The 23,325-nt window shown below is 69.1% G+C and carries 23 protein-coding genes and 1 pseudogene; 8 read left to right on the top strand and 16 right to left on the bottom strand.

Annotated elements, in window-relative coordinates; translation table 11 throughout:
* Window positions 1-34: 34 nt before the first annotated feature.
* On the bottom strand, window positions 35-1,138 hold the full coding sequence (locus NVU01S_RS16510; RefSeq protein WP_043676538.1) for an FAD-dependent monooxygenase: 1,104 nt from the start codon (window positions 1,136-1,138) through the stop codon (window positions 35-37).
* A gap of 213 nt (window positions 1,139-1,351) precedes the next feature.
* On the opposite strand from NVU01S_RS16510, the pseudogene NVU01S_RS16505 reads away from it, so the two are divergent.
* Window positions 1,352-2,020 (top strand): annotated as a pseudogene (locus NVU01S_RS16505) (TetR/AcrR family transcriptional regulator); the annotation flags it as partial.
* A gap of 81 nt (window positions 2,021-2,101) precedes the next feature.
* Here the strand turns inward: NVU01S_RS16505 and NVU01S_RS42485 are convergent.
* The 8 genes from NVU01S_RS42485 to NVU01S_RS43395 form a co-directional block, all read right to left on the bottom strand.
* Entirely contained in the window at window positions 2,102-2,557 is a 456-nt protein-coding gene (locus NVU01S_RS42485) for a DUF350 domain-containing protein (RefSeq protein ID WP_082032247.1), read from the bottom strand.
* Between the two features lie 40 nt (window positions 2,558-2,597).
* Complete coding sequence (locus tag NVU01S_RS16500) at window positions 2,598-3,764, bottom strand: glutathionylspermidine synthase family protein (protein WP_014987076.1); 1,167 nt, start codon at window positions 3,762-3,764, stop codon at window positions 2,598-2,600.
* Window positions 3,764-4,567, bottom strand: a complete 804-nt coding sequence (locus NVU01S_RS16495) for a hypothetical protein (RefSeq protein ID WP_052280990.1) — start codon at window positions 4,565-4,567, stop codon at window positions 3,764-3,766. The genes NVU01S_RS16500 and NVU01S_RS16495 overlap by 1 nt, the downstream gene beginning before the upstream one ends.
* A gap of 31 nt (window positions 4,568-4,598) precedes the next feature.
* Window positions 4,599-4,886 carry an acylphosphatase gene (locus tag NVU01S_RS16490; protein ID WP_043676536.1) on the bottom strand — a complete coding sequence of 96 codons (288 nt, stop codon included), beginning with the start codon at window positions 4,884-4,886 and terminating at the stop codon, window positions 4,599-4,601.
* On the bottom strand, window positions 4,886-5,338 hold the full coding sequence (locus NVU01S_RS16485; RefSeq protein WP_014987079.1) for an OsmC family protein: 453 nt from the start codon (window positions 5,336-5,338) through the stop codon (window positions 4,886-4,888). The genes NVU01S_RS16490 and NVU01S_RS16485 overlap by 1 nt, the downstream gene beginning before the upstream one ends.
* Before the next feature lie 163 nt (window positions 5,339-5,501).
* On the bottom strand, window positions 5,502-6,209 hold the full coding sequence (locus tag NVU01S_RS16480; protein ID WP_029893027.1) for a response regulator: 708 nt from the start codon (window positions 6,207-6,209) through the stop codon (window positions 5,502-5,504).
* Window positions 6,210-6,244: 35 nt separating this feature from the next.
* The gene (locus tag NVU01S_RS16475; RefSeq protein WP_043676534.1) at window positions 6,245-8,791 is read right to left on the bottom strand and encodes an ATP-binding protein; all 2,547 of its coding nucleotides are present in this window, start codon (window positions 8,789-8,791) and stop codon (window positions 6,245-6,247) included.
* A gap of 72 nt (window positions 8,792-8,863) precedes the next feature.
* A complete protein-coding gene (locus NVU01S_RS43395; protein ID WP_156161769.1) occupies window positions 8,864-9,019 on the bottom strand; it encodes a hypothetical protein in 156 nt (51 codons plus the stop codon).
* A 379-nt stretch (window positions 9,020-9,398) separates the two neighbouring features.
* Between NVU01S_RS43395 and NVU01S_RS45460 the strand changes: the two genes are divergently transcribed.
* From NVU01S_RS45460 to NVU01S_RS16460, 4 genes are read left to right on the top strand one after another with little or no spacing between them, the layout of a single operon-like run.
* The gene (locus NVU01S_RS45460) at window positions 9,399-9,485 is read left to right on the top strand and encodes a potassium-transporting ATPase subunit F (RefSeq protein WP_226887541.1); all 87 of its coding nucleotides are present in this window, start codon (window positions 9,399-9,401) and stop codon (window positions 9,483-9,485) included.
* Window positions 9,486-11,156, top strand: coding sequence for a potassium-transporting ATPase subunit KdpA (gene kdpA / locus NVU01S_RS16470; protein ID WP_043676532.1), 1,671 nt, complete (start codon window positions 9,486-9,488; stop codon window positions 11,154-11,156). It abuts the gene before it with no gap.
* A 1-nt stretch (window position 11,157) separates the two neighbouring features.
* Window positions 11,158-13,329 (top strand): potassium-transporting ATPase subunit KdpB, encoded by a 2,172-nt coding sequence (kdpB, locus tag NVU01S_RS16465; RefSeq protein ID WP_043676530.1) that lies wholly within the window; start codon window positions 11,158-11,160, stop codon window positions 13,327-13,329.
* Between the two features lies 1 nt (window position 13,330).
* Window positions 13,331-14,221, top strand: a complete 891-nt coding sequence (locus NVU01S_RS16460; RefSeq protein ID WP_043676528.1) for a potassium-transporting ATPase subunit C — start codon at window positions 13,331-13,333, stop codon at window positions 14,219-14,221.
* A 62-nt stretch (window positions 14,222-14,283) separates the two neighbouring features.
* Here NVU01S_RS16460 and NVU01S_RS16455 read toward each other — a convergent pair whose 3' ends face one another.
* From NVU01S_RS16455 to NVU01S_RS16430, 6 genes are all read right to left on the bottom strand, one after another.
* Complete coding sequence (locus tag NVU01S_RS16455; RefSeq protein WP_043676526.1) at window positions 14,284-14,988, bottom strand: flavodoxin family protein; 705 nt, start codon at window positions 14,986-14,988, stop codon at window positions 14,284-14,286.
* Window positions 14,985-15,425: a hypothetical protein gene (locus tag NVU01S_RS16450; protein WP_043676524.1), complete on the bottom strand. Its 441-nt coding sequence runs from the start codon at window positions 15,423-15,425 to the stop codon at window positions 14,985-14,987. Before NVU01S_RS16450 ends, NVU01S_RS16455 begins: the two co-directional genes overlap by 4 nt.
* On the bottom strand, window positions 15,422-16,600 hold the full coding sequence (locus tag NVU01S_RS16445; RefSeq protein ID WP_043676522.1) for a molybdopterin-dependent oxidoreductase: 1,179 nt from the start codon (window positions 16,598-16,600) through the stop codon (window positions 15,422-15,424). Before NVU01S_RS16445 ends, NVU01S_RS16450 begins: the two co-directional genes overlap by 4 nt.
* 166 nt (window positions 16,601-16,766) lie before the next feature.
* Window positions 16,767-17,465, bottom strand: a complete 699-nt coding sequence (locus tag NVU01S_RS16440; RefSeq protein WP_043676520.1) for a methyltransferase domain-containing protein — start codon at window positions 17,463-17,465, stop codon at window positions 16,767-16,769.
* A gap of 166 nt (window positions 17,466-17,631) precedes the next feature.
* The gene (locus NVU01S_RS16435; RefSeq protein ID WP_043676517.1) at window positions 17,632-18,312 is read right to left on the bottom strand and encodes a TIGR04282 family arsenosugar biosynthesis glycosyltransferase; all 681 of its coding nucleotides are present in this window, start codon (window positions 18,310-18,312) and stop codon (window positions 17,632-17,634) included.
* A complete protein-coding gene (locus NVU01S_RS16430) occupies window positions 18,309-18,980 on the bottom strand; it encodes a glycosyltransferase family 2 protein (protein WP_043676515.1) in 672 nt (223 codons plus the stop codon). The genes NVU01S_RS16435 and NVU01S_RS16430 overlap by 4 nt, the downstream gene beginning before the upstream one ends.
* Before the next feature lie 124 nt (window positions 18,981-19,104).
* On the opposite strand from NVU01S_RS16430, the gene NVU01S_RS16425 reads away from it, so the two are divergent.
* The 3 genes from NVU01S_RS16425 to NVU01S_RS16415 are packed head-to-tail and all read left to right on the top strand — an operon-like array spanning window position 19,105 to window position 22,169.
* A complete protein-coding gene (locus NVU01S_RS16425) occupies window positions 19,105-20,448 on the top strand; it encodes a hypothetical protein (protein ID WP_156161768.1) in 1,344 nt (447 codons plus the stop codon).
* Window positions 20,449-20,452: 4 nt separating this feature from the next.
* A complete protein-coding gene (locus tag NVU01S_RS16420) occupies window positions 20,453-21,151 on the top strand; it encodes a response regulator transcription factor (RefSeq protein ID WP_043676513.1) in 699 nt (232 codons plus the stop codon).
* Complete coding sequence (locus NVU01S_RS16415) at window positions 21,144-22,169, top strand: sensor histidine kinase (RefSeq protein ID WP_043676511.1); 1,026 nt, start codon at window positions 21,144-21,146, stop codon at window positions 22,167-22,169. Before NVU01S_RS16420 ends, NVU01S_RS16415 begins: the two co-directional genes overlap by 8 nt.
* A gap of 4 nt (window positions 22,170-22,173) precedes the next feature.
* On the opposite strand, the gene NVU01S_RS16410 is transcribed toward NVU01S_RS16415, so the two are convergent.
* Window positions 22,174-23,241 (bottom strand): NAD-dependent epimerase/dehydratase family protein, encoded by a 1,068-nt coding sequence (locus tag NVU01S_RS16410; protein ID WP_043676604.1) that lies wholly within the window; start codon window positions 23,239-23,241, stop codon window positions 22,174-22,176.
* Window positions 23,242-23,325: the final 84 nt, after the last annotated feature.

Here is a 23,325-nt window from a genome sequence, read left to right as displayed (position 1 = left end):
GCGCCAGCCTTTCGAGTGAAACTGTTCCAGCGGATCAGGGCGTCCATGAATAGGTGGGCGTGATCGATCGGCCCAGCAGCGAGCTGGGCAGGAGGGGAAGCGCGGTGTCCCGCAACGCGGTCGCCAGCGAAGAGTTCCAGTGCGCGGGCGCCCCGACCCGGCGCGAGAGCTGAGCGATCATCTGGGTGCGGGGCCTGCGGCGGCGGTCGTATTCCGCCAGCCCCGCCTCGACCCCGTGGGCGTCCACCGCTGCTGCGAGGGTGACAGCGTCCTCCAGCGCCTGACAGGCACCCTGCCCGAGGTTGGGCGCCATGGCATGCGCGGCGTCCCCGAGCACCGCGACTTTCCCGCTGACGTAGCTGCGCAGCTTCGGCAGCTCGTAGGTGTCGTGTTGCAGAACGGCGTCCGGGTGTGCCGCCGCGAGCAGGCCCGGCACCGGGTCCGGCCAGTCCGCGAACCGCGCACGCAGTTCATCGAGCCCCGCGCGGGAGCCGGCGGGGGCATTCCCCATCAGATAGCAGTAGACCCGGCCGTCAGGCATCGGCAGGTAACCGAATCGCTCACCCTTGCCCCATATTTCGACGCTGCCCTCAACGGAGCCTCCTGCCGTGAGCAGCCGCCAGGTGGTGTAGCCGACGTAGCGCGGTCCCGCGGCACGCGGCCAGACCGATCTTCGGGTCACGCTGTGCACGCCATCGCCGCCGATCACGAGATCAGCGGTGGTGGTGCCTCCGTCGTAATGGACTGTGCCGTCGGGGATCACTTGCCGCACGGTGCTGCCGGGGCGCAGCGCCGCCGCGGGGATGGCCGCACGCAGGATGTCCACCAGCGCGGCGCGGTGCACGATCGCCCACGCTCCGAAGCGTCGTTCGAGTTCTTCGGTGTCATTGCGAATCAGCCAGTCGCCATGGATGTTTCGAATACCCTGCGGCGGACCGGCCGGACCGCCGGTACGCAACAGATCCCCGAGGCCGAGCGCGTCCAGGGCACGCAACCCGTTCGGCTGAATCGACAGTCCCGCACCGATTTCGGTGATTTCCGGCGCACGTTCGAGCACCTCCACCTGCCAGCCGCGTCGATGGAACGCCACCGCGGCGGCCAGCCCGCCGATCCCGCCGCCCACCACGAGCGCCTTCATCGCCGCGCCTGACGCAGCGGAACCGACCCGTCGCGCAACCGCGCCGCTCTTGACTGCCGCCACCACACCGCCGTCACGATCAGTGCGACCACCGGCACCCAACGCCAACGTTCCATGCCCACTCCCTAGAGGTTCTAAATTATTTAGAGCCATTAAGACACCATAGATGCTCTAAGCTGTCAACGGGCACGGCAGATCAGCAGAAGGGTGAGGATGTCGACACAGAGCGGCGGCAGGCGCGAACGGCAACGCGAGGCCACCTTGCGGGAAGTCCACGAGGCGGTGCGCACACTGCTGGTCGAGCAGGGATCGGCCGCGGTCACCGTCAACGCGGTGGCACGGCAGGTCGGCATGAGCGGACCGGCGCTCTACCACTACTACGCCGGCCACGACGCCCTGGTCGGCGCGGTGACCGCGGATTTCTTCGACGAATTGGCCGCCGCGATGGAAGCGGTGCGCGACGCTCGTGCGCACGCGCCGGTCGGCGAGCGCATCCTCGCGGTCTGCCGCGCCATGCGCGCCTGGGCGATCACGCACCCGGCCGAGTTCGGCTGGATCTTCACCGCGCCGATCGCGCCACCGAACCGGCAACCCGATTCCGCACGCCATCGGGCCGGGCAGCGCTTCGAACGCGTGCTGCGTGACCTGACGATCGAACTCTGGCAGACCCGCCCGTTCCCGGTTCCGGACCTGGCCGAGCTGCCCGCGTCCTTACGCGAGCAGCTGATCGACTACTCGGCGAGCATCGGCGAACAGCTACCGCCCGCCGCCGCACACGTCTTCTTGTCCTGTTGGATTCGCCTCTACGGCCTGCTGTGCATGGAGGTCCTGCACCAGCTCGACTTCGCGTACTCGGACCTCGAGCCGGTCTACGAGGAATGCCTGCGCGACCTCAGCCACACCCTCGGCCTGGCACCCGCCGACCGGCCGACCGGCCGACCGGGTAAGGACCGCGCGGCCGAATCAGAGGATGGCGAAGGCGACGACCAGGCCGAGCGCGAAGTGCGCGGCGGCCACGACGAGGACCTCGGTGGTGTAGGTCTCGGAGTGCAGAGCGGCGCCGATGTCGATGCCCAGCGCCTTCTCGATCACCCGCACCGAGATGACCTGCGCGACAATGCCGACGAGGCCGAACACCAGGGCGGCGATGAGCCCCTCGGACAGCTTGCCGCCGCCGCCCACGGCCAGGATGGCGAGCACCACGATGAACGCCATGCTGATCATGCCCGCGGCGGTGACGATGATCGCGTTGGGCTTGCCCTCGACGACCAGCGCGCGCAGCTTGCCCGGCGTGGTCAGGTCGATGGCGTAGAAGCCGACGAGCATCAGTACCAGACCGATGAGGGCGTAGAGGATGATCGCTCCGACACCCTCGCCGAGCGAGCTCCAGTACCCCGATTCGAGGGCGACTGCGGTCATCATGATCCTTCCGAGGTGTATTGACTACCAGGTGAATTGGCTACGAGCTGACGATGCGGTGCGGGACGAAGGCGGAGCCGTCGTCGGTGATCAATCCGGCGGTCTCCCGGATGCCCAGGCCCGCCGCGGTGTCGCCGACGATCCAGGCGCCGAGCACGGGGCGCATGTCGTCGAATTCCGGTAGCGGATCGAGTAATTGGTAGACGTAGCCTTCTTCGCCGTAGACACCGCCGGTGGCGGTCTCCAGCCCGGCGCCGACGATCGTCATGTTGGCGCCCTCGCGGCCGAGCTTCGGCTTGCGGATGTACTCGGTGAGCTCGTTGGGCTGATCGAGGTAGGCGGGCAACAGGTTCGGGTGACCGGGGTACATCTCCCACAGCACCGCGAGGATCGCTTTGTTGCTCAGCAACGTCTTCCAGAGCGGCTCGATCCACATCGTCTGTGGCAGGCTCGTGACCACGCGCTTGCCGAAATCGTCGTCGAGCGCCCACTCCCACGGGTACAGCTTGAAGATCGCTTCGATCGGCGCCTCGGCCAGATCGACGAAACGTTCCAGCTCCGTGTCGAATCCGACCTCTTCGATGGGCAGCGCGATGGTGTCGAACCCGGCCTCGGCCGCCGTCTCCTGCATGTAGGCGGTGGTGACGTTGTCCTCGCCGGTGGCGTCGGCACCCGACCAGCTGAAGTGCAGCTGCGCGGTCGGCAGCGTGTCCCGCAGCTCGGTCCAGCGTTCGACCAGCTTCTCGTGCAACGAATTCCACTGATCACCGTCGGGGTACAGCGCGGTCAGCCAGTGCCACTGCACGATCGCCGCCTCCAGCAGCGAGGTCGGCGTATCGGCGTTGTATTCGAGCAGTTTCGCGGGGCGGCGCGCGTCGTAGCGCAGATCGAAGCGGCCGTACACGTGCGGGTCACTGCGCCGCCAGGATTCGGCGATCGGTCCCCAGGTCCATTCGGGCAGGCCGAAATCCTTGAACCGTTCGGTGAGCACGATGTGCTCCACCGCGTTCAGGCACATCGAGTGCAGCAGTTCGACATCGGCTTCCAGCGCGAGGATCTCCGGCATCTCGAACTCGTAGTGCACCGATTCGTCCCAGTACGGCCGCGGCTGACCGCTGGCGTCGCGGCCCGGCGAACCATAAACCAGCCCTTGGCTTTCGGTGATCTGCTGCCACCCCGGGCGGGGTGTACTGCGTACGCGCCGCATCAGGACCCGCTGCCTGTGCTCTTGCTGCCGAGCCCGCCGCGCTGCACGGTGGTGCCGCTCTTGGTCTTTATCTCGGCGCTCTTGGGCTTGACCGTGGTGCCGCCGGTCGGCGGCTTGCCGATCGTCGGGGTGCCGCCGTAGTAGTAGCGGTACTGCGGACCGCCGCCGAGGATGATCAGGCCGGGGCTGACGTGCGGTCCACCGTCGCCGACGAAGCCGGGACGTCCGTCGCCGCAGTAGCTGTCCTCGACCACGATTTCCTGGCCGTTCTCGGTCTTCACGCAGGACGCCGTGACCTTGTCCGGCGCGGTGATCGCGCGGTAGGCGAGGTAGCCACCGCCGACCAGCGCGGCGACGCCGACGATCGCGGCGCCGCCGATCATCACCCGTTTGCGGCCGCGCTTCTTGGCATCTTCGGCGGCGGCCGCGGCGCGCTGCGCCGCTTCGGCCCGCTTGCGCGCCTTGTCACTGGCGCGCGCCTCGGCGACGGTGGGCGGTCGGGGCTGCGTGACGCCGGCTTCTTGCCGCTGCACACTGCCTTGCCGTGCGGGTTGCGCTGGATCTCCGGCGCCGGGTTCGGCCGGCGGCGATGCACCGAACTGCCCGGGGATCGCGCCCGCGGGCGGCTCGGCGCTCCACTGCTGCCCGGCACTCGGCGGGCCGGCATTCGACGGCGGCTCGGAGTGCCACGACTGGCCGGGATTCGACGGCGGCTGAACGGGATTCGACGGTTGCGGCGGTGTACCCCCGGCCTCGTTCGGCCCGGCGCCGGAACGGTCCTCACCCGGATTCTGTGTGCTCACTGTCGAGTCCCCGTCCTAGCCCGAGCCACCACTAACGCTCCTCGAATCCGGTCAAATCACCCCGCGCGGGCTCCCAGCTTTCCACAACCAACGTCACCCGACCAGGAGTATCGCCGGACCGTAACAGTTCGAGCAACCGCGCACAGTCCGGGCGCGGGCCCTCCGCGACCACGTGCACCCGCCCGTCGCGCGCGTTGGTCGCGTGCCCGCTCAGCCCGAGCTCCAGCGCCCGCGACCGCGTCCACCAGCGAAATCCCACGCCCTGGACGCGGCCGTGCACCCACGCGCTCAGCCGGACGGATTCGAGTGCCTCCCCCATCAGGCCTCGATGTCGAAGGACAGGGTCACCTTCGTCCCGGCCTGCAGGGTGCGGCCCACCGTGCAGGCCTTGTCGATGGCGCGCTGCACCGTCACCAGCAACCGCTCGCGCGCCTGCTCGTCCAGTTCGCTGAGATCGAGTTCGAAGGACTCGTCCAGCTGCGGGTACACCTCGTTCTCCCGGTCCGCGTCGCCCGAGACGCGAATGGTCGCGTCGAAGGAATCGCCGAGTTTGCGCGCCAGGGAGAAGTCGGCGCTCAGCCCGGAGCAGCCGGCCAGCGCGATCTTCAGCAGCTCGCCGGGGGTGAAGGCGCCGGGCACGCCCTGCGAGGCGATCAGCACTTCGGCGCCGCGCGAGCTACGGCCGGTGTACGCCCGCGTCCCCGTGCGTTCGACCCAGAGTTCGGTCGGTTGTGCTGCGGTGCTCGCGGAGGTAGCGGTTGGTTCAGCCATGGGTCCGATCCTGCCATTCTTTGTCGGAATCAACTCACGCCTGCCAACGCCGACTGGTCGGTCGCCCATTCCGCATCGTGCGCAAGCTCTCCGCCGCACCCGAATTCGCGCGTCGCACCGCCGGCGAAGCCCCGCGCGGCGGATCAGGACGCGCGCGGCACCGTCACTCCTGGAAGCGGTAGCCCATGCCCGCTTCGGTGAGCAGATGTTTGGGGTGCGAGGGGTCGTCCTCGAGCTTGCGCCGCAGCTGGGCCAGGTACACCCGCAGATAGTGCGTCTCCGTCGCATACGACGGACCCCACACCTCGCGCAGCAGCTCTTTGCGCCCGACCAGCTTGCCGCGGTTGCGGACCAGCATCTCGAGCATGCCCCACTCGGTCGGGGTCAGGTGCACCGTCTCGTCGTTCTTGGTGACCTTCTTGGCCGCGAGGTCGACGGTGAACGACGAGGTCACCACCACCGGATCGGACGCGTCGGTATCGGTGGCGCCGCGCCGGACCGCGGCGCGCAACCGGGCGAGCAGCTCGTCCATCCCGAACGGCTTGGTGACGTAGTCGTCGGCGCCCGCGTCGAGCGCCTCGACCTTGTCCGCCGAATCGGTGCGCGCCGAGAGCACGATCACCGGCGCCGAGGTCCAGCCGCGCAACCCGGCGAGTACCTCGATGCCGTCGATATCGGGCAGCCCGAGGTCGAGGATCACCACATCGGGATGTTTGTCGGCGGCCGCGCGCAACGCGGCGCCGCCGGTGCCCGCGGTGATCACCTCGTAGCCGCGCACCGACAGGTTGATCCGCAACGCGCGCACGATCTGTGGTTCGTCGTCGACCACCAGCACCTTGACCGCCGGGGCGTCCTGCTTCTTCTCGGTCATCGCGACTTCCTGTGTGGTCGTGGACTCCACTGTCGTCATGAGCTGCTCGCTTCGTTCGCTGCGGCGGGCAGATCGACGATCATGGTCAATCCTCCGCCCGGGGTCGGTTCGGCGTGCACGGTGCCGCCCATCGCTTCGACGAAACCGCGCACCACCGACAGGCCGAGGCCGACCCCGGTGGTGTTGTCCCGGTCGCCGAGCCGCTGGAACGGTTCGAACAGTTGCTCTTCGGCACCCGGCGGGACGCCGGGGCCGGTGTCCACCACCGCGATGGACACCCGATCACCCTCGCGTTCCGCGGTGACGCGTACCGGCGGGGGATGGTAGTCGCCGGCACCGCCGGGTTGGGTGAAGGCCATGTCGCGGGTGGCGTGGCGCAGCGCGTTGTCGATCAGGTTGGCCACCACGCGCTCGAGCAACCCGCTGTCGGCGCGCACGGACACGTCGCAGACCTCCACCTTCACCCGATCCATCGCGGCGCGTCGCAAGCCACGCGCACCCATCCCGACGCTCACCAGCGCCCGGTGCACCACCTCGTCCATGTACACCTGCCGCAGTTGCGGTTTCACCACGCCCACGGCGAGCCGGGAGGAATCCAGCAGATTGCCGACCAGCGCGGTCAGCTGGTCCACCGATTCCTCGATGGTCTCCAGCAGTTCGCCGGTGTCTTCCGCGGAGAACTCGATATCGTCGCTGCGCAGGCTGGAGACGGCCGCTTTAGCCCCGGCCAGCGGCGTGCGCAGATCGTGGCTCACCGCGGACAGCAGCGCGCGGCGCAGACGGTCCGCCTCGAGCAGGGCCGCCGCGGCGCTCGCCTCCTCCGCGAGCCGGGACTGGCGCACCAGCCCGGCCGCCTGATTGGCCACGGCGTTGAGCACCGGGCGGTCACCCGCGGCCAGCGGCCGTCCGGCGAGCAAGAGCAGGCTCGTCGCGTCGCCCGCCTGGATGGCGGTGTCGGCATCCGTCGCACGCTGCGGCGGGTCCGCCCCCACCTCGGCGACCACCTGTTCGCCGCACAGCATGCTCACCGCCCGCTGCCCGTAGGTCTCGCGCACCTGCTCCAGCAGGTTGGGCAGGTCCGCGCCGTGCAGCACGGCACCGGCGAACATCGTCAGCAGCTCGGCTTCCTGCGAGGCGCGCCGCGCCTGCAACGTCTGTTTGGCGGCCACGTCGACCAGCGCCGCCACCGCCACCGCGACGAACAGCAGCACCACCACGGTGACGAAGTTGTCCGGCTCGGAGATGGTCAGGCTGTAGCGCGGGTCGGCGAAGAACCAGTTCAGCAGCAGGCCGGACAGCAGCGCCGAAAAGGCCGCGGGCACAACGCCACCCAGCAGCGCGACCGCGACGACGCCGATGAAGAACACCGCGCTGAGCCCGCCGAGTTGCAGGAAACCGTCCAGGAACACGATGCCGATCCCGCATACCGCCATCGGCACGAGCACCGCCGCCAGCCAGGCCCGGATCGGCTGGCGCGGCATGAACGAGGACCGGCGCAGACCGCGGTGCGCCTCCTCGTGGGTGACCATGTGCACGTCGATCTTGCCCGACTGCTGCACCACCGTGGAGCCGATGCCCTCGTCGAGCATCCGCGCCCACCGGGACCGGCGCGAGGTGCCGAGCACCAGCTGTGTCGCGTTCACCTCGCGCGCGAACTCCAGCAGTGCGGTCGGCACGTCGTCACCGGTGACCGTGTGCAGCGAGGCGTCCAGACTCGCGGCCAGTTCCCGCAGCCGCGCCAGCCGCGCGGTGGACACCCCCGCCAGTCCGTCGCCCCGAACCACGTGCACCAGAACGAGTTCCGCGCTGGCCTTGCTCGCGATGCGGCTCGCCCGGCGCACCACGGTCTCGGATTCGGGGCCGCCGGTCACCGCGACGACCACGCGCTCGCGCGCCTCCCAGAGTTCGGTGATCTTGTGGTCCGCCCGATACTTGGCCAAAGCGGCGTCGACCTGATCGGCCAGCCACAGCAGCGCCAATTCCCGCAGCGCGGTGAGGTTTCCGGGGCGGAAGTAGTTGCGCAGCGCGGCGTCCACTTTGTCGGCGGCGTACACGTTGCCGTGGGAGAGCCTGCGCCGCAACGCTTCCGGCGTGAGATCGACCAGTTCGACCTGATCGGCGCCGCGCACCACCGCGTCCGGCACGGTTTCCTTCTGCTGGATCCCGGTGATCTGCTCGACCACGTCGTTGAGACTCTCCAGGTGCTGCACATTGACCGTCGAGATCACGTCGATGCCCGCGTCCAGCAGTTCTTCGACGTCCTGCCAACGCTTTTCGTGCTTGCTGCCCGGCGCGTTGGTGTGCGCGAGCTCGTCGACCAGCGCCACCGTGGGACGCCGCCGCAGCACCGCCTCGACATCGAGTTCCGGCAGTTCGGCGCCGCGATAGCGCACCGTCCGCGCCGGGATCCGTTCGATGCCCTCGAGCAAGGCCGCGGTCTTGGCCCGGCCGTGCGTCTCGACCACCGCCGCCACCACGTCGCGGCCGCGCTCGAGCCGCCGGTGGGCCTCGCCGAGCATGGCGTAGGTCTTACCGACTCCCGGCGCGGCGCCGAGGTAGATGCGCAGTTGGCCGCGTTTCACCTGTCCATCATCGCGTGCCGCGATCCCGGAACCGAGTACCCCTCGGACGGGTCGGCGTGCTGCGCCCGATTCTCACGCATCCAGCGGCCCCGGCTCCGCGCCGTGCAGGCTCTTGACCCGCTCGCCGTCCCCGGCGACGTCCATTTCGTCGCCCTGGCTCCGGAGCGCGCGAATGAGCAGCGCGCAGCACACGAACCCGACGAGCAGGGCCACGGTGACAGCCGACATGACGATCCTTTCTCCGACCGATCGAAACAACCGGTTGCGCTGGAGAGATCCGCCTGGCCGGGCCTTCCATTACTACCCGCACCCGCGCGGTTGAGCTGGATCTTTACGGTGTGTTGACGGTATCGCGGCGGCTTTTGACGGCATCCTTTCACTGATCCCGGGCCGAGGTGTAAACGAAGCGCAAAGGCAATGGTTCCACCCGCAAAGGAGTCGTAAGGAACCTCGGCAGGACCCGGAACGAAGACTTGACTCGCCCTGGTGCGCTCGACCACACGAGCGCTGATGGAGGTTGGTTAGACATGTCTGTCGTGGTGTTCACGGTGCTGACCGTGGCGATCTTCGCGCTGCTGGGCCTGATCCAGCGGGGGGTGGAAAAGCTGTGATCGCGAACCTGATCGGTTTGGTTCTCGCCATCGCGGTGGCGATCTACATGATCGCCGCACTGCTTTTCCCCGAGAGGTTCTAGGTGAACACGACAACAGCGGGGATCGCGTTCGTCGCCTCCCTGATCATCGCGCTCGCCCTGGTGCATGTGCCGCTCGGCGACTACATGTTCCGGGTCTACAACGGGCGCAAACACTCCCGTGCGGAACGGGTCGTCTACAAGGCCATCGGGGTGCAACCCGAGGTGGAGCAGACCTGGGGCGTCTACGCCCGTAGCGTGCTGGCCTTCTCCGCGGTGGGCATCCTCTTCCTTTTCTTCTTCCAGTTGCTGCAGGGCAAGCTGCCGCTGCACCTGAACGACCCGGCCACCGAGATGACGCCGGCGCTGGCCTGGAACACCGCGGTCAGCTTCGTGACGAACACGAACTGGCAGAACTACTCCGGTGAGTCGACCCAGGGTCACCTGGTGCAGATGGCCGGGCTCGCGGTGCAGAACTTCGTCTCCGCCGCCGTCGGCATGGCCGTCGCGGTCGCGCTGGTGCGCGGCTTCGCCCGCAGGCACACCGGCGACCTGGGCAACTTCTGGGTCGATCTGGTCCGTGGCACCCTGCGCATCCTGCTGCCGATCGCGTTCGTGTTCGCCGTCGTGCTGGTCGCCGGCGGCGCGATCCAGAACTTCCACCTGCACGATCAGGTCGCGCAGACGCTGAACGGCACCGCGCAGACCATTCCCGGCGGCCCGGTGGCCAGCCAGGAGGTGATCAAGGAACTCGGCACCAACGGCGGCGGCTTCTACAACGCCAACTCCTCGCATCCGTTCGAGAACCCGACCACCTGGACCAACTGGGTGGAGATCTTCCTGATCCTGATGATCAGCTTCTCGCTGCCGCGCACCTTCGGCCGGATGGTCGGCAGCAAGAAGCAGGGCTACGCCATCGTCGCTGTGATGGGCACCATCGCGCTGGTCAGCACGGTGTTGCAGAACGTCTTCCAGCTCGCGCACCACGGCACCGTGCCCACCGCGATCGGCGCGTCCCTGGAGGGCGTCGAAACCCGTTTCGGCGTAGCCGATTCCGCGACCTTCGCCTCCGCGACGACGCTCACCTCGACCGGCGCGGTCGACTCGTTCCACGACTCCTACACCAGCCTCGGCGGCATGATGACGATGTTCAACATGCAGCTCGGCGAAGTAGCACCGGGCGGAACGGGTTCCGGGCTCTACGGCATGCTGATCCTCGCGGTGATCACCGTTTTCGTCGCGGGCCTGATGGTCGGGCGGACACCGGAGTACCTCGGCAAGAAGATCACGCCGCGCGAGATCAAGCTCGCCGCTTCGTATTTCCTGGTGAGCCCGTTGATCGTGCTGGTGGGCACCGCCCTTGCGATGGCCATGCCCGGACAACGCGCGAGCATGCTGAACTCCGGACCGCACGGGCTCTCGGAAGTGCTGTACGCCTTCACGTCCGCGGCCAACAACAACGGTTCGGCCTTCGCCGGTCTGTCCGGCAACACCGAGTGGTACAACACCGCGCTCGGCCTGGCGATGGTCTTCGGCCGGTTCCTGCCCATCATCTTCGTGCTCGCGCTGGCCGGTTCGCTGGCCCAGCAGGGCAGCACACCCGAGTCGATCGGCACGCTGCCGACGCACCGGCCGCAGTTCGTCGGCATGGTCGTCGGCGTGACCGTGATCCTGGTCGCGCTCACCTTCCTGCCCGCACTCGCGCTCGGGCCGCTCGCTGAAGGAATTCACTGAAATGACAACGCCCACTACTGCAGTCGCCGAAGTTCCGGACGAGTTCAACGAGTCGAAGAAGCAACTCGAGCACAACGCCGGCCGGGTGCCGCGCGGCGCGCTCGACCCGAAGATGCTGCTGACCTCTCTGCCGGACGCGGTGCGCAAGCTCGATCCGCGCACCATGTGGCGCAATCCGGTGATGTTCATCGTCGAGCTCGGCGCCGTCTGGTCCACCGTGCTGGCGATCACCGACCCCAGTTTCTTCGCCTGGACGATCGTCGTATGGCTCTGGCTCACCGTGATTTTCGCGAATCTGGCCGAAGCGGTCGCCGAAGGGCGCGGCAAGGCCCAGGCCGACACGTTGCGAAAGGCCAAGACCGACACCGTGGCCCGGCGACTGGTCGACTGGACACCGGGTGGCCCGATCGTCGAGGAAGGCGTCGCGGCGCCGGAGTTGCAGCGCGGCGACCACGTGGTGGTCGAGGCCGGTCAGGTCGTCCCCGGCGACGGTGATGTCGTGGAAGGCATCGCCTCGGTGGACGAATCGGCGATCACCGGCGAATCCGCGCCGGTCATCCGGGAATCCGGTGGCGACCGTTCGGCGGTCACCGGCGGCACCACGGTGCTGTCCGACCGGATCGTCGTCAAGATCACCCAGGAGCCCGGCAAGAGCTTCATCGACAAGATGATCGCCCTGGTCGAGGGCGCGAGCAGGCAGAAGACGCCGAACGAGATCGCGCTGAACATCCTGCTCGCCTCGCTCACCGTCATCTTCGTGTTCGCGGTGGTGACCTTGCAGCCGCTGGCGATCTTCTCGAAGGCGAACAATCCCGGCGTGCCGGACACGGCGGCGCTGGACGTCAACGGCATCACCGGCATCGTGCTGGTCTCGTTGCTGGTATGCCTCATTCCGACCACCATCGGCGCGCTGCTGTCCGCCATCGGCATCGCGGGCATGGACCGGCTCGTCCAGCGCAACGTGCTCGCCATGTCCGGCCGCGCGGTCGAGGCCGCAGGCGATGTGAACACGCTGCTGCTGGACAAGACCGGCACCATCACCCTCGGCAATCGGCAAGCCTCGGATTTCGTTCCGATGCCTGGTATTTCGGCCGACGAACTGGCCGACGCGGCGCAACTGTCCAGCCTCGCCGACGAAACCCCCGAGGGCCGTTCCATCGTCGTGTACGCGAAGCAGGCGTTCGGCAAGCGCGAGCGCACGCCGGGTGAGCTGAAAGGCGCCACCTGGGTGGAATTCACCGCGCAGACCCGGATGTCGGGTGTCGACCTCACCGGCGGGCACCAGCTGCGCAAGGGCGCCGCGAGCGCGGTGATCGAATGGGTGCGCGCCCAGGGCGGCGTCGTGCCCACCGACGTCGGCGTGACCGTGGACGGTGTCTCCGCCTCCGGCGGCACCCCGCTGGTGGTCGGCGAGCTGAAGGACGGCACCGCCCGGCTGCTCGGCGTGATCCATCTCAAGGACGTCGTCAAGCAGGGCATGCGCGAGCGGTTCGACGAGATGCGCCGGATGGGCATTCGCACCGTCATGATCACCGGCGACAATCCGTTGACCGCCAAGGCGATCGCCGACGAAGCGGGGGTCGACGACTTCCTCGCCGAGGCGACGCCGGAGGACAAGCTGGCGTTGATCAAGAAGGAGCAGGACGGCGGCCGGCTGGTCGCGATGACCGGCGACGGCACCAACGACGCGCCCGCGCTCGCCCAGGCCGACGTCGGCGTCGCGATGAACACCGGCACCTCGGCCGCCAAAGAAGCGGGCAACATGGTCGATCTGGACTCGGACCCGACCAAGCTCATCGAGATCGTCGAGATCGGCAAGCAGCTGCTCATCACCCGCGGGGCGCTGACCACCTTCTCGATCGCCAACGACATCGCCAAGTACTTCGCGATCCTGCCCGCGCTGTTCATCGCGCTGTTTCCCGGCCTGGACAAGCTCAACATCATGCGGCTGGCCAGCCCGCAGTCGGCGATCCTGTCCGCGGTGATCTTCAACGCGATCGTCATCGTCGCGCTGATCCCGCTCTCGCTGCGCGGCGTGAACTACACGCCGAGCAACGCGTCGAAGTTGTTGAGCCGCAACCTGACGATCTACGGCCTCGGCGGCATCATCGCGCCGTTCATCGGCATCAAACTCATCGACCTCGTCGTCCAACTCCTCCCCGGGATGTCCTGACATGCGTACTTCGACTTGGATCCGGCAGCACGTGGCGGCACTGCGCGCGCTGCTGGTGCTCACCGCGATCACCGGAATCGCCTATCCCCTGGTGGTTTTCGCCGTGGCTCAGCTACCCGGCCTGCACGACAAGGCGGACGGGTCGCTGGTGAAATCCGGCGGCACCGTCGTCGGCTCCAGCCTGATCGGCCAGTCGTTCACCGACACCGACGGCAACGCGCTGGTGCAGTACTTCCAGAGCAGGCCGTCCGCGGCCGGGACCACCGGGTACGACCCGATGGCCACCGCCGCGTCCAACCTGGGTCCGGAAAGCATCGTGGACACGCTCGCCGCCGATCCGGCCGAGACCAAACTGAGCCTGCTGTCCACCGTCTGCGCCCGCAGCAAGGCGATCGCCGACCGTGAGGGGGTCGACGGCGCCCGGCCGTTCTGCACGAAGACCGGTGTGGGCGCGGTGCTCTCGGTGATCGGGCCACGCGACGGCCGGGGCGAGGTGGCCCATCCCACCCGGGTCGTGAGCGTCAACGAGGCGTGCCCGGCGACGCCGTTCCTGTCCGCCTACAAGGGCGTCCAGGTCGAGTGCGCCCAGCCCGGCGAGGACTACGCGGCGGGCCGGATCGTGCCGATCTTCGGCGACGCTTCGGTCGACACTCCGGTGCCCTCCGACGCGGTGACCGCCAGCGGCAGTGGCCTGGACCCGCATATCTCGCCGCGGTACGCGGACCTGCAGATCGCCCGAGTCGCCAAGGCGCGCAACATCTCCGAGGATCAGGTCCGTCAGGTGGTGGACGCGCACACCGACGGTCGCACGCTGGGCTTCCTCGGCGAGCCACGGGTCAACGTGGTCGAGTTGAACCTCGATCTCGACCAGCGGTACCCGTTCCGCGGCTGACGGTACGAAAGTGCAAGGGCCGGTGGCGTCTACGTCACCGGCCCTTGCGTGTCCGACGGCGATCAGCGGTATTCGGGGTTCTCGAAGTCGAAGCGGCAGCCGGCGTCCCACTCCGAGCGCTGGTTGCCGTGGGCGGGGATGCCGTTGGCGTCTTTGAGCATTCGGGCCAGGTGCAGCAGGTTCCAGGTCATGAAGGTGGTGTTGCGGTTGGTGAAATCGTTGTCGGGGCCGCCGGAACCGGGATCGAGATAGGACGGGCCGGGACCCGCTTCGCCGATCCAGCCCGCGTCGGCCTGCGGCGGGATGGTGTAGCCGAGATGCTGCAGGCTGTAGAGGATGTTCATCGCGCAGTGCTTGACGCCGTCCTCGTTGCCGGTGATGAGGCAGCCGCCCACGCGGCCGTAGTACGCGTACTGGCCGTGCTCGTTGAGGATCGATGAGTTGGCGTAGAGGCGCTCGATGACCTGTTTGGTGACGGAACTGTTGTCGCCCAACCAGATCGGGCCCGCCAGCACCAGGATGTCGGCATCCATCACCTGCCGCTGCAGTGCGGGCCATTCGTCGGTGGGCCAGCCGTGCTCGGTCATATCGGGCCAGACGCCGAAGGCGATATCGTGATCGACCGCCCGGATCTGGGCGACCTGCACGCCGTTCTTCGCCATGATGCGGGCACTGATATCGATCAGGCCCTGGGTGTTGCTCACCTCGGGCGAGCGTTTCAAAGTGCAGTTGATGAACAGGGCGCGCAGGTCGTCGTAGGTGGTCATGGGGTGCTCCTCTGGGTGGTGATGTCGCGCCGACGGCGCCGATCTACGAATTTCGCCGCCCCGGCGGCACCCACCAGCACCCAGACCAGTACCACCGCGGCCACCAGGCCGAGGGGATAGTTCCGGTCCAGCACCGTGGGGTTGTCCGGCATGGCGTGACCGCGGTCGAGCACGGGCGCGGCGAGCGCCAGCAGCGCCACCGTGCCGACCGCACCGCACGCGGCAGGTCCCCACCAGATGCCCGGCAGGAATCGGCGGGCAGAGACGCCGACCGCGGCGCACAGCGGCGCGAAAACCGCGTCGTGCAGCAGGATTCCACCCGCGACCCACAGGACGATCGAGATCAGGTCCGCCCGGGGGAAGTCGAGCAGCAACGTGATCCCGTACCACCCGAGCCAGCCACCCGCCAGCAGCAACAACAGCCGAATCGCGGTCATGATCGGGCCTCGATCGTCGAAAGCCATTTGGTCTGCAGCACGCCGGGCCTGCTGGGCGCGATGAGGCGGCACGGGTAGCCGTGGTCGAGGTCGAGCGTCGCGCCGTTCAACGCGAGCGCCACCAGCGTGTCCGCGTCGACGACATGTCGTTGCGGCAGTGTCGAACTCGCATAGATGCCGTTGGTCTCCAGCGATCGGAAATGTACGTCACCACCGGGATACGGGCCCACCGCGGCGAGCAGATCACGCAGGCGCACACCGGACCAGTCGGCGGTGGCACTCCAGCCTTCGACACAGGCGATCGGCAACCTGGCCCGTGTCTGCGGCATGGCCAGCAGTTCGTCTCTGGTGAAGCCGCGCTGCCGGTCACCGACCCGCACGATCAGCCGATAGTCCGCTGCCCGCGCCGGCGCGCCGACACCGGCGGCCGCGGCGGTCCTGTTGACCGGAAGTCCCTGCGGCCCTTCGCCGCTACGCGGTGCGAGCACAGCGGCCCAGCGCAGGAACGGAACAGTCTGACCGGCCATCGCCAAGGTCGCCGCGCCCGCGGAAACCCAAGCGGCGGTCAGCACCGTCCGTCGTGAAACATGGCGCGCGCCCGCCCCTTCCGCAGCCTCGCGGTCCGCGGGCTCCGCATCGATCGGACGGCTCAACGCCGCCCGGATCACGGGCAGCTTCACCGCGAGGTGCACCGCCAGCGCACCTGTCGCGACAAAGGCCATCGCGTAATGCGCGGTGGGAAAGAAGAACTTCCACGGGTAGTACTGCGCGATGTTCAACAGTCCGGTCGACAGCTCGAACACCATCGCGCCGACCAGCAGTGCGATCGATCCGCGCTCCAGCATTCGCAGCGGCGATCCGAGCACCGGGCGCTCGAAGAGTTTCGGGTACACGGCCCACAGTTTCACCAGCAGCAGCGGAATCGCGGCGACACCCGAAACGACGTGCAGCCCTTGGGTCAACCGGTACAACCACACCGGATGCGCGGGCCACCAGAACCAGCTCGGCGGATGCTGAATCCAGTGGCTCAGCAGACCGGTCACGAAGCAGATCAGGATCGCCGCACCGAGCGCGATGCCCACCCGGCTGGCCACCTCCGGGCCCCGGGCGCCGGACACCCGGTACCACCGATCGTCCGATCCGCCCGTGCGCTCGACGGATTCGTGCACAGTCATCGGACACCGCCTCGGCTGCTCGAACAGTCATGAACAGGACGGCGGAGCATCCCCACCGCGCCGACGCCGCCACGGCGAACCAGCGGTGTGCCCCAGCGGCGATCGAACGATCCGCCGTCTCCGCCCGCTCGAATGCGGCAGGCCGACGCGATCTGAACCCGGCCCATCACGCAACCTCCGATGCCCCGGCGCGAACCGATCGTGCGGGCATCGCGGTGCGGGAAGCCCGGCGGCTGCGCAACCACGCGATGTGCCTGCCACCCACCTCCGCTGTGTCGATCACCCGGAACCCGCTGCCGCGCGCGAGATCCGCCGCATGGTCGATGCTCACCGTGGCCCAGGGGAACCAGCAGCCCACGTGTGTCCGCGACTCGACGCGGAGCTGCCGGATGGCCGAACCTGTACCGGGACGGCCGAACTCGACCACGGCGATACCGCCCGGCCTGAGCAGCGACGCGGTACGCGTGAGAATGCGCTCCGGGTCGCCGCCGATCCCGATATTGCCGTCGGCGAGCAGCGCGTAGGCCCAGCGCCCCGCGCCGGGCAACGGGCCGAAGAGATCCCGCCGCAGCGCGGGCGCACCGCGAAACCTGGTGATGGCCACCGCCGTCGGGGAGATGTCCACTCCCAGCGCGAGCACACCGCGCTGAAGTAGCGCCGCCACCAAGCGGCCAGGCCCACAGCCGAGATCGACCGTCGGCCCATCACAGCGGCTCGTCAGCGCGAGGTCCGCACGACGATCTGTGCCGGACAGCCCCAGCCACCGCGCCATCGGCAGGCGATGCCGCACGCCGTCCGCATCACGGACCCAACACTTCTCACCCGCCAACGCGCGGTCGAACACGTCCAGCTCGAATCCGCTCACGGCGTCGCCTCCCGTGCCGGACAGTCGACTGTGTCGTGGAATGCTCCGATCGCCCCGGCCGGTCGCACGCGACGCGCATCGCGGTGCCGCCGGCCGCCGGCCGTGGCGACACTGCCAGCGGGAACGCGGATCGTGCCGGCCCGGCGCACCGCACCGCAGACGCCACTCACGATCGCACCAACCCGCGCTCACGCAGCCGGTGGATCTCCCCGGCGAATCGGCCGTGCGAAACCTCGGCGACCCGTTGTGCGTCGGCGAAGGTATCGACATCGCTGAATCGCGGCAGCGAGGTCACCGTATACCCACACTGCTGCAACGCCTTCCGTGTCAACTCACCGGTGCGATCGGTGGACATCGGCACGTGCTCGAGCAGTCGAGCGGGTTGCGGCGACGGCAGTCCGAGTCCCCACCAGCCGCCGTCCTCGGCCGGGCCGAGCAACGCACCGTCACCCGCGGCGAGCGCACGCGCCGCCGCGGTCAGTGTGTCGGGGCCGATCTGCGGCGTGTCCATCCCGATCTGGAATACCGGCGCACCGAAACGTGCGGCATCGGCGTGCGCGTTCGCCAGGCGCGCACCGAACCCCGTGCCACGTTGCGGGACGACCTCGAACAGCTCGAGTGCCCTTGCCAATTCGCCACCGCATTCGGCCGCCGACAGATCGCCGGTGAACGCGACGACCCGATGCGCGACCTCGCTGCGCAGCACCGCGTCGAGGGTGTCCAGCAGTGCGGCGGCGGCCACCGTGGCCGCTTCGCGCGGGGTCAGCGGCGGAGCGAGCCGGGTTTTGGCGAAGCCCGCGATCGGCGCCTTCGCGATCACCAGCAGCGTCGCCGGACAGCAGCTCATCGCAGCACCGCCAGGAAATCTTTGGTGGCACGCAGGGTTCCGAGCCACGAGCCCGACACCTTCGACACCCCGCCCGCGCGCGGCCGGTAGGCAATGTCCCGCTCCTCCACCCGCCAACCCGCGCTCGCCGCGCCGACCAGCAGTTCGAGGGGATAGCCGGACCGCTGGTGCAAGGGTCCGAGCGCCAGCATTCCGGCCCGCCGCGCCACCCGCATCGCGGCGATATCGTGCACGGGCAGACCGTATTTGCGCCGCAACCGGCGCGCGACCAGCAGATTGCCGAGCCGGGCGTGCCAGGGCCAGACCCCGGCGTGCGTCGGCCGCCGCCGCCCGACCGCGAGATCGGCTCCGCCACGCACCAATTCGACGAGGCCGGGCAGTTCGGCCGGATCCATCGATCCGTCGCCGTCGAGTACCGCGACCAGCTCGGTGCGGGCCGCCGCGATACCCGCCTGCACGGCCGCGCCATAGCCCGGTCTGGCCTCGTGCACCACCGTGGCGCCGCGGCTGCGCGCGACGGCGCCGGTGCCGTCGGTGGAGCCGTTGTCGACCACGAGGGCGTGGTATCCGGCGGGTAGCGCGGCGAGTACGTCGGGCAACGCATCAGCTTCGTCCCGGCACGGAATCACGACGGTCACTCCGGCAGGATCAACCTGGGTTCGAGTCACGCTGCCGACGCTAAGCCGTCGCGGCTGCGAAACGGCTCGAAAACCTGTGACGAAACAGTGACATCATCAGAAAAACCGCCGGGATCTGCAGAGACGGCTCGATTGCCGCCCTATCGTGATAGCCGTGCCCGACACCTCTGTCCTCGATCCCCCGCGGCGGGCCCGGCTCCGTGGCGACCTGGTGGGCGCGGGCGGCGCCGCCGTGCTCGTCACGGCGGCCTTCGTCGTCCCGCGAATTGCCAGCGAATCGTGGCGTAGCAAGCTGTATGCCGGTGCCGCACCGCTTTTCGGCAATTGGTTGCCGCACGTGGGCTGGGGTACCGGGCCGGCGATCGCGCTCGCGATTGTCGTTGTCGCACAGGGCCCGACGCTCGCGCGCCGGTTGTCTTGGCGTCCCTTGCTGGCCGTCTCCTGGGCGGCCGCGCTGGGCTGGGCGTTCGCGCTCGCCATGGTCGACGGCTGGGAGCGCGGATTCGCCGGTCGGCTCACCGATCCCAACGAGTACCTGCACGAGGTCGGCGGCGTCACCGACATCGGCGCGATGCTGCGCGGATTCGCCGACCGCATCCTCGATTTCGAGCCGGACTCGTGGACCACGCACGTGTCGGGGCATCCACCGGGCGCGTTGCTCTTCTTCGTGCTGCTCGACCGTATCGGCCTCGGCGGCGGCGCGTGGGCGGGCGTGGCCTGCCTACTGATCGGCACCAGTGCGGTGCTCGCCGTCGCGGTCGCGCTGCGGGCGCTCGGCGCCGAGGATCGAGCGCGGGCGGCGCTGCCGTTCCTGGTGCTCGCGCCCGCCGCGTTGTGGATCGCGGTCTCCGCGGACGCGATGTTCGCCGGTGTCACGGCCTGGGCCGTCGCGCTACTGGCGATCGCCGCGCGACCAGGCGGCAAGACCAGCGCCGCGATCGCCGCGGGCGTTCTGTTCGCGCTCGGCAGCTATCTCAGCTACGGCTTGGTACTGATGGCGTTTCCGGCCGTGGCCGTGCTGATCGCGGCCCGGACCGCGCGCCCGCTGCTGCCCGCACTGGCCGGTGCGCTGGTGGTCGTGGCCGCGTTCACGCTGTCCGGTTTCTGGTGGCTGGACGGCTATCACCTGGTGGTGCAGCGCTACTACCAGGGCATCGCCAGTGAGCGGTCCTACGCGTACTGGTGGTGGGGCAACCTGGCCGCGACGGTGTGCGCGGTGGGCCTCGCGACGGCTGCGGGCCTGTCCCGCGCGCTGTCGCCGCGCCCGCTACGTGCCCTCGACCCGACGGCGCTGCTGGTCGCCGCGGCCCTGTGCGCGATACTCGCGGCAGACCTCAGCGGGCTGAGCAAAGCGGAGACAGAGCGAATCTGGCTACCGTTCGATATCTGGTTGCTCGCCGCGACCGCTTTTCTGCCGCGCGCCGCCGCCCGGCCCTGGCTCGCGCTGCAAGCCGCCGCGACCCTGCTACTGGTCCATACGATCCTGACGAACTGGTGAGAGCATGACGATTCTGATCGCCGACGACGATCCCGTCGTCCGGGATGTGGTCCGCCGCTATCTCGAGCGCGACGGCCATACCGTGCGGGAAACCGCAGACGGCACAACCACTTTGGCGGCGCTGGCGAATCCGGACGAGGTGATCGAGCTGGCCGTGCTCGACGTGATGATGCCCGCGCCGGACGGCATCGAGATCTGCCGCAGCATCCGCTCGGGCCCGCGACCGGACATGCCGGTCATCCTGCTCACCGCCCTCGGCGACGAGGACGACCGGGTGCTCGGCCTGGAGGCGGGCGCCGACGACTACGTCACCAAGCCGTTCAGCCCACGGGAACTCGCGCTGCGCGTCGCCTCGGTGCTGCGGCGCTCGCAGGTGGTGCGCGACAGCGACCATCCGGTGCTGCGCGACGGCGCCGTGGAGATCCGTCCGGCGGTCCGGCTCGTCCTCGTCGCGGGGGCGCCCGTGGATCTGACGCCGCGCGAGTTCGACCTGCTCGTCTTCCTACTCCAGCATCCGCAGCAGGTGTTCAGCCGGGAAGCCTTGCTCGCCAAGGTGTGGGGCTGGGATTTCGGCGACCTGTCCACGGTCACCGTGCACATCAAGCGGTTGCGCGCCAAGCTCGGCGACAGCCATCGCATCGAAACCGTGTGGGGCCGCGGTTACGCGTGGGCGCGCACCGGGAACGGAGCCGTCGATGCCTGAGGACACCACCCAGCTCATCATCTATTCGCTGGCCTGCTCGCTGCCGGTGGTCCTGATCGGCGCGATCATCCTGCGCACCACCAGGAATCGGTCGGTGACCACGAGCATGGCGGTGCTGGTGCTGATTCCGACGCTGGCCACCCTCGCGGGCGTGATCGGGGTCAGCGGGCTGATGTTCACCCAGGAGCTGCAGCGCACCGCGGTGGTGCTCGGCATCGTCGCGGCGGTCACCGTCCCCGCCGCGATCCTGCTCGGGCGCGAACAGGCCCGAAAGATGGTCTGGGAGAAGCAGATCCTCGAACAGGAGCGCGCGGCGGAGCAGTCCCGGCGCGAGCTGGTCGCCTGGGTGAGCCATGACCTGCGGACTCCGCTGGCGGGCATTCGCGCGATGGCCGAAGCGCTCTCCGACGGGGTCGTCAGCGGACAGGCCGACGTGGCGACCTACGCCGAGCAGATCGGCGTCGAGACGAATCGGCTCTCTCGCATGGTCGACGACCTGTTCGAGATGTCGAAGATCAACGCGGGCGCGCTGCGCCTCGAGCTGGAACCGGTGGATCTGCGGGAACTGATCGACGAGGTGCTCGCCGCGAACCGGCCGACCGCGGCCCGCGCCCAGGTCGAACTCCGTGCGGAGCAACCGGATTCGCGCATCGTCGTCACCGCGAACGATCAGGCGCTCGGCCGGGTGCTGACCAACCTGGTGTCCAACGCCATCGCGCATACGCCGCCCGGTGGCGAGGTCGCCCTCTCGGCGGGTACCGCCGACGGTCAGGCGTGGGCGCGGGTCGACGACACCGGGCCGGGGATCGCCGAGACGGACCTGCCACGCATCTTCGAGGTCGCCTATCGCGGCACCGCCGCGCGCTCCCCGGTCGCCGCCGACGGCGTACCCACCGGCAGCGGCATGGGTTTGGCGATCGCGGCCGGTCTGGTCGAGGCGCACCAGGGCCGCATCACGGCCGAGAACCGGCCCGGCGGCAGCCGTTTCGAGGTACGGCTGCCGCTGTCGGGGAACTGACCGCTCACAGGGTCGGTGCGCACATCCCCGCGCTGTCGCGCAGCGGGGCGAACGCGAACTCGGTGAGACCGGCCACCGGATCCACCTGTGCCGCGAAACCCAGGACGCGCCTGGCCTGTTCGGGATCGGCGACGATATGCCGCACGTCGCCGGCCCGATAGCGGCCCGTCACCACCGGGTCCGGGCCACCGCGCGCCGCGGCCAACGTCGCCGCCACCTCGCCGATGGTGATCGGGCGGCCGGAAGAGACGTTGAGCGCGACGAAGCCGGACAGCGGCTGTTCGACGGCCGCGAGGTTCGCCGCGGCGATATCGGTGACGTGCACGAAATCCCTTGCCTGCCGGCCATCCTCGAAGACCTGCGGCGACTGCCCCGCCTCCAGCGACGACCGGAAGATCGCGGCGACCCCGGAATACGGTGTGTCCCTGGGCATATCGGCGCCGTACACATTGTGATAGCGCAGTGCGGTCACGGTGGACCCGGTCACCGCCGCCCACGCGGCGGCGTAGTTCTCCTGCGCGAGTTTGCTTGCCGCGTACAGGCTGCGCGGCCGCAGCGGCGCGTCCTCGCGGACCGTTTCCCAGCCGAGGACCTCGCCGGTCGCCGGACAGCGATGCTCGAACATCCCCGCCGCGAGATCCACCGGGCGGCGGACGCCGACCTGCACCGGCCCGCACCGCGCGCCGCGGTAGTGCCCCTCGCCGTACACCACCATCGACGACGCGAGTACCAGCCGGCGGCATCCGGCCCGATCCATCGCCGCCAGCAGGACCGCCGTGCCGAAGTCGTTGTGACTCGCGTAGGCGGGCGCATCCTGCGCGCTCACACCGGCGCCGACCACCGCGGCCTGATGGCAGACGACGTCGACGCCGTACAGCAGCGCATCGAGGGCGTCCCCGTCCCGGACGTCCACCTGCCGGACGCCGTCGGGCACCGCGGCGGCCGGTCCGTGCGCCGCCGGAATCATCAGGTCGACCGCGAGCACCTCGTGCCCGGCGGCGGCCAGCGCGCGACGGATATGCGAACCGATGAACCCGGCCGCGCCGGTCAGCAACACCCGCATGCCGATCACGCCGGATTTCCTGGCCGTGCAATTCGTGTCATGCACCGATCGTGCCTGGTGGACGCGCCGCGGCGGGCGCTCCACGCCGCACCG

Source organism: Nocardia vulneris, assembly GCF_001613425.1.
Taxonomy (GTDB): Bacteria; Actinomycetota; Actinomycetes; order Mycobacteriales; family Mycobacteriaceae; genus Nocardia; species Nocardia vulneris.
Note: the sequence above shows the minus strand (reverse complement) of the source record. Positions and strands in the feature narration are given on the sequence as shown.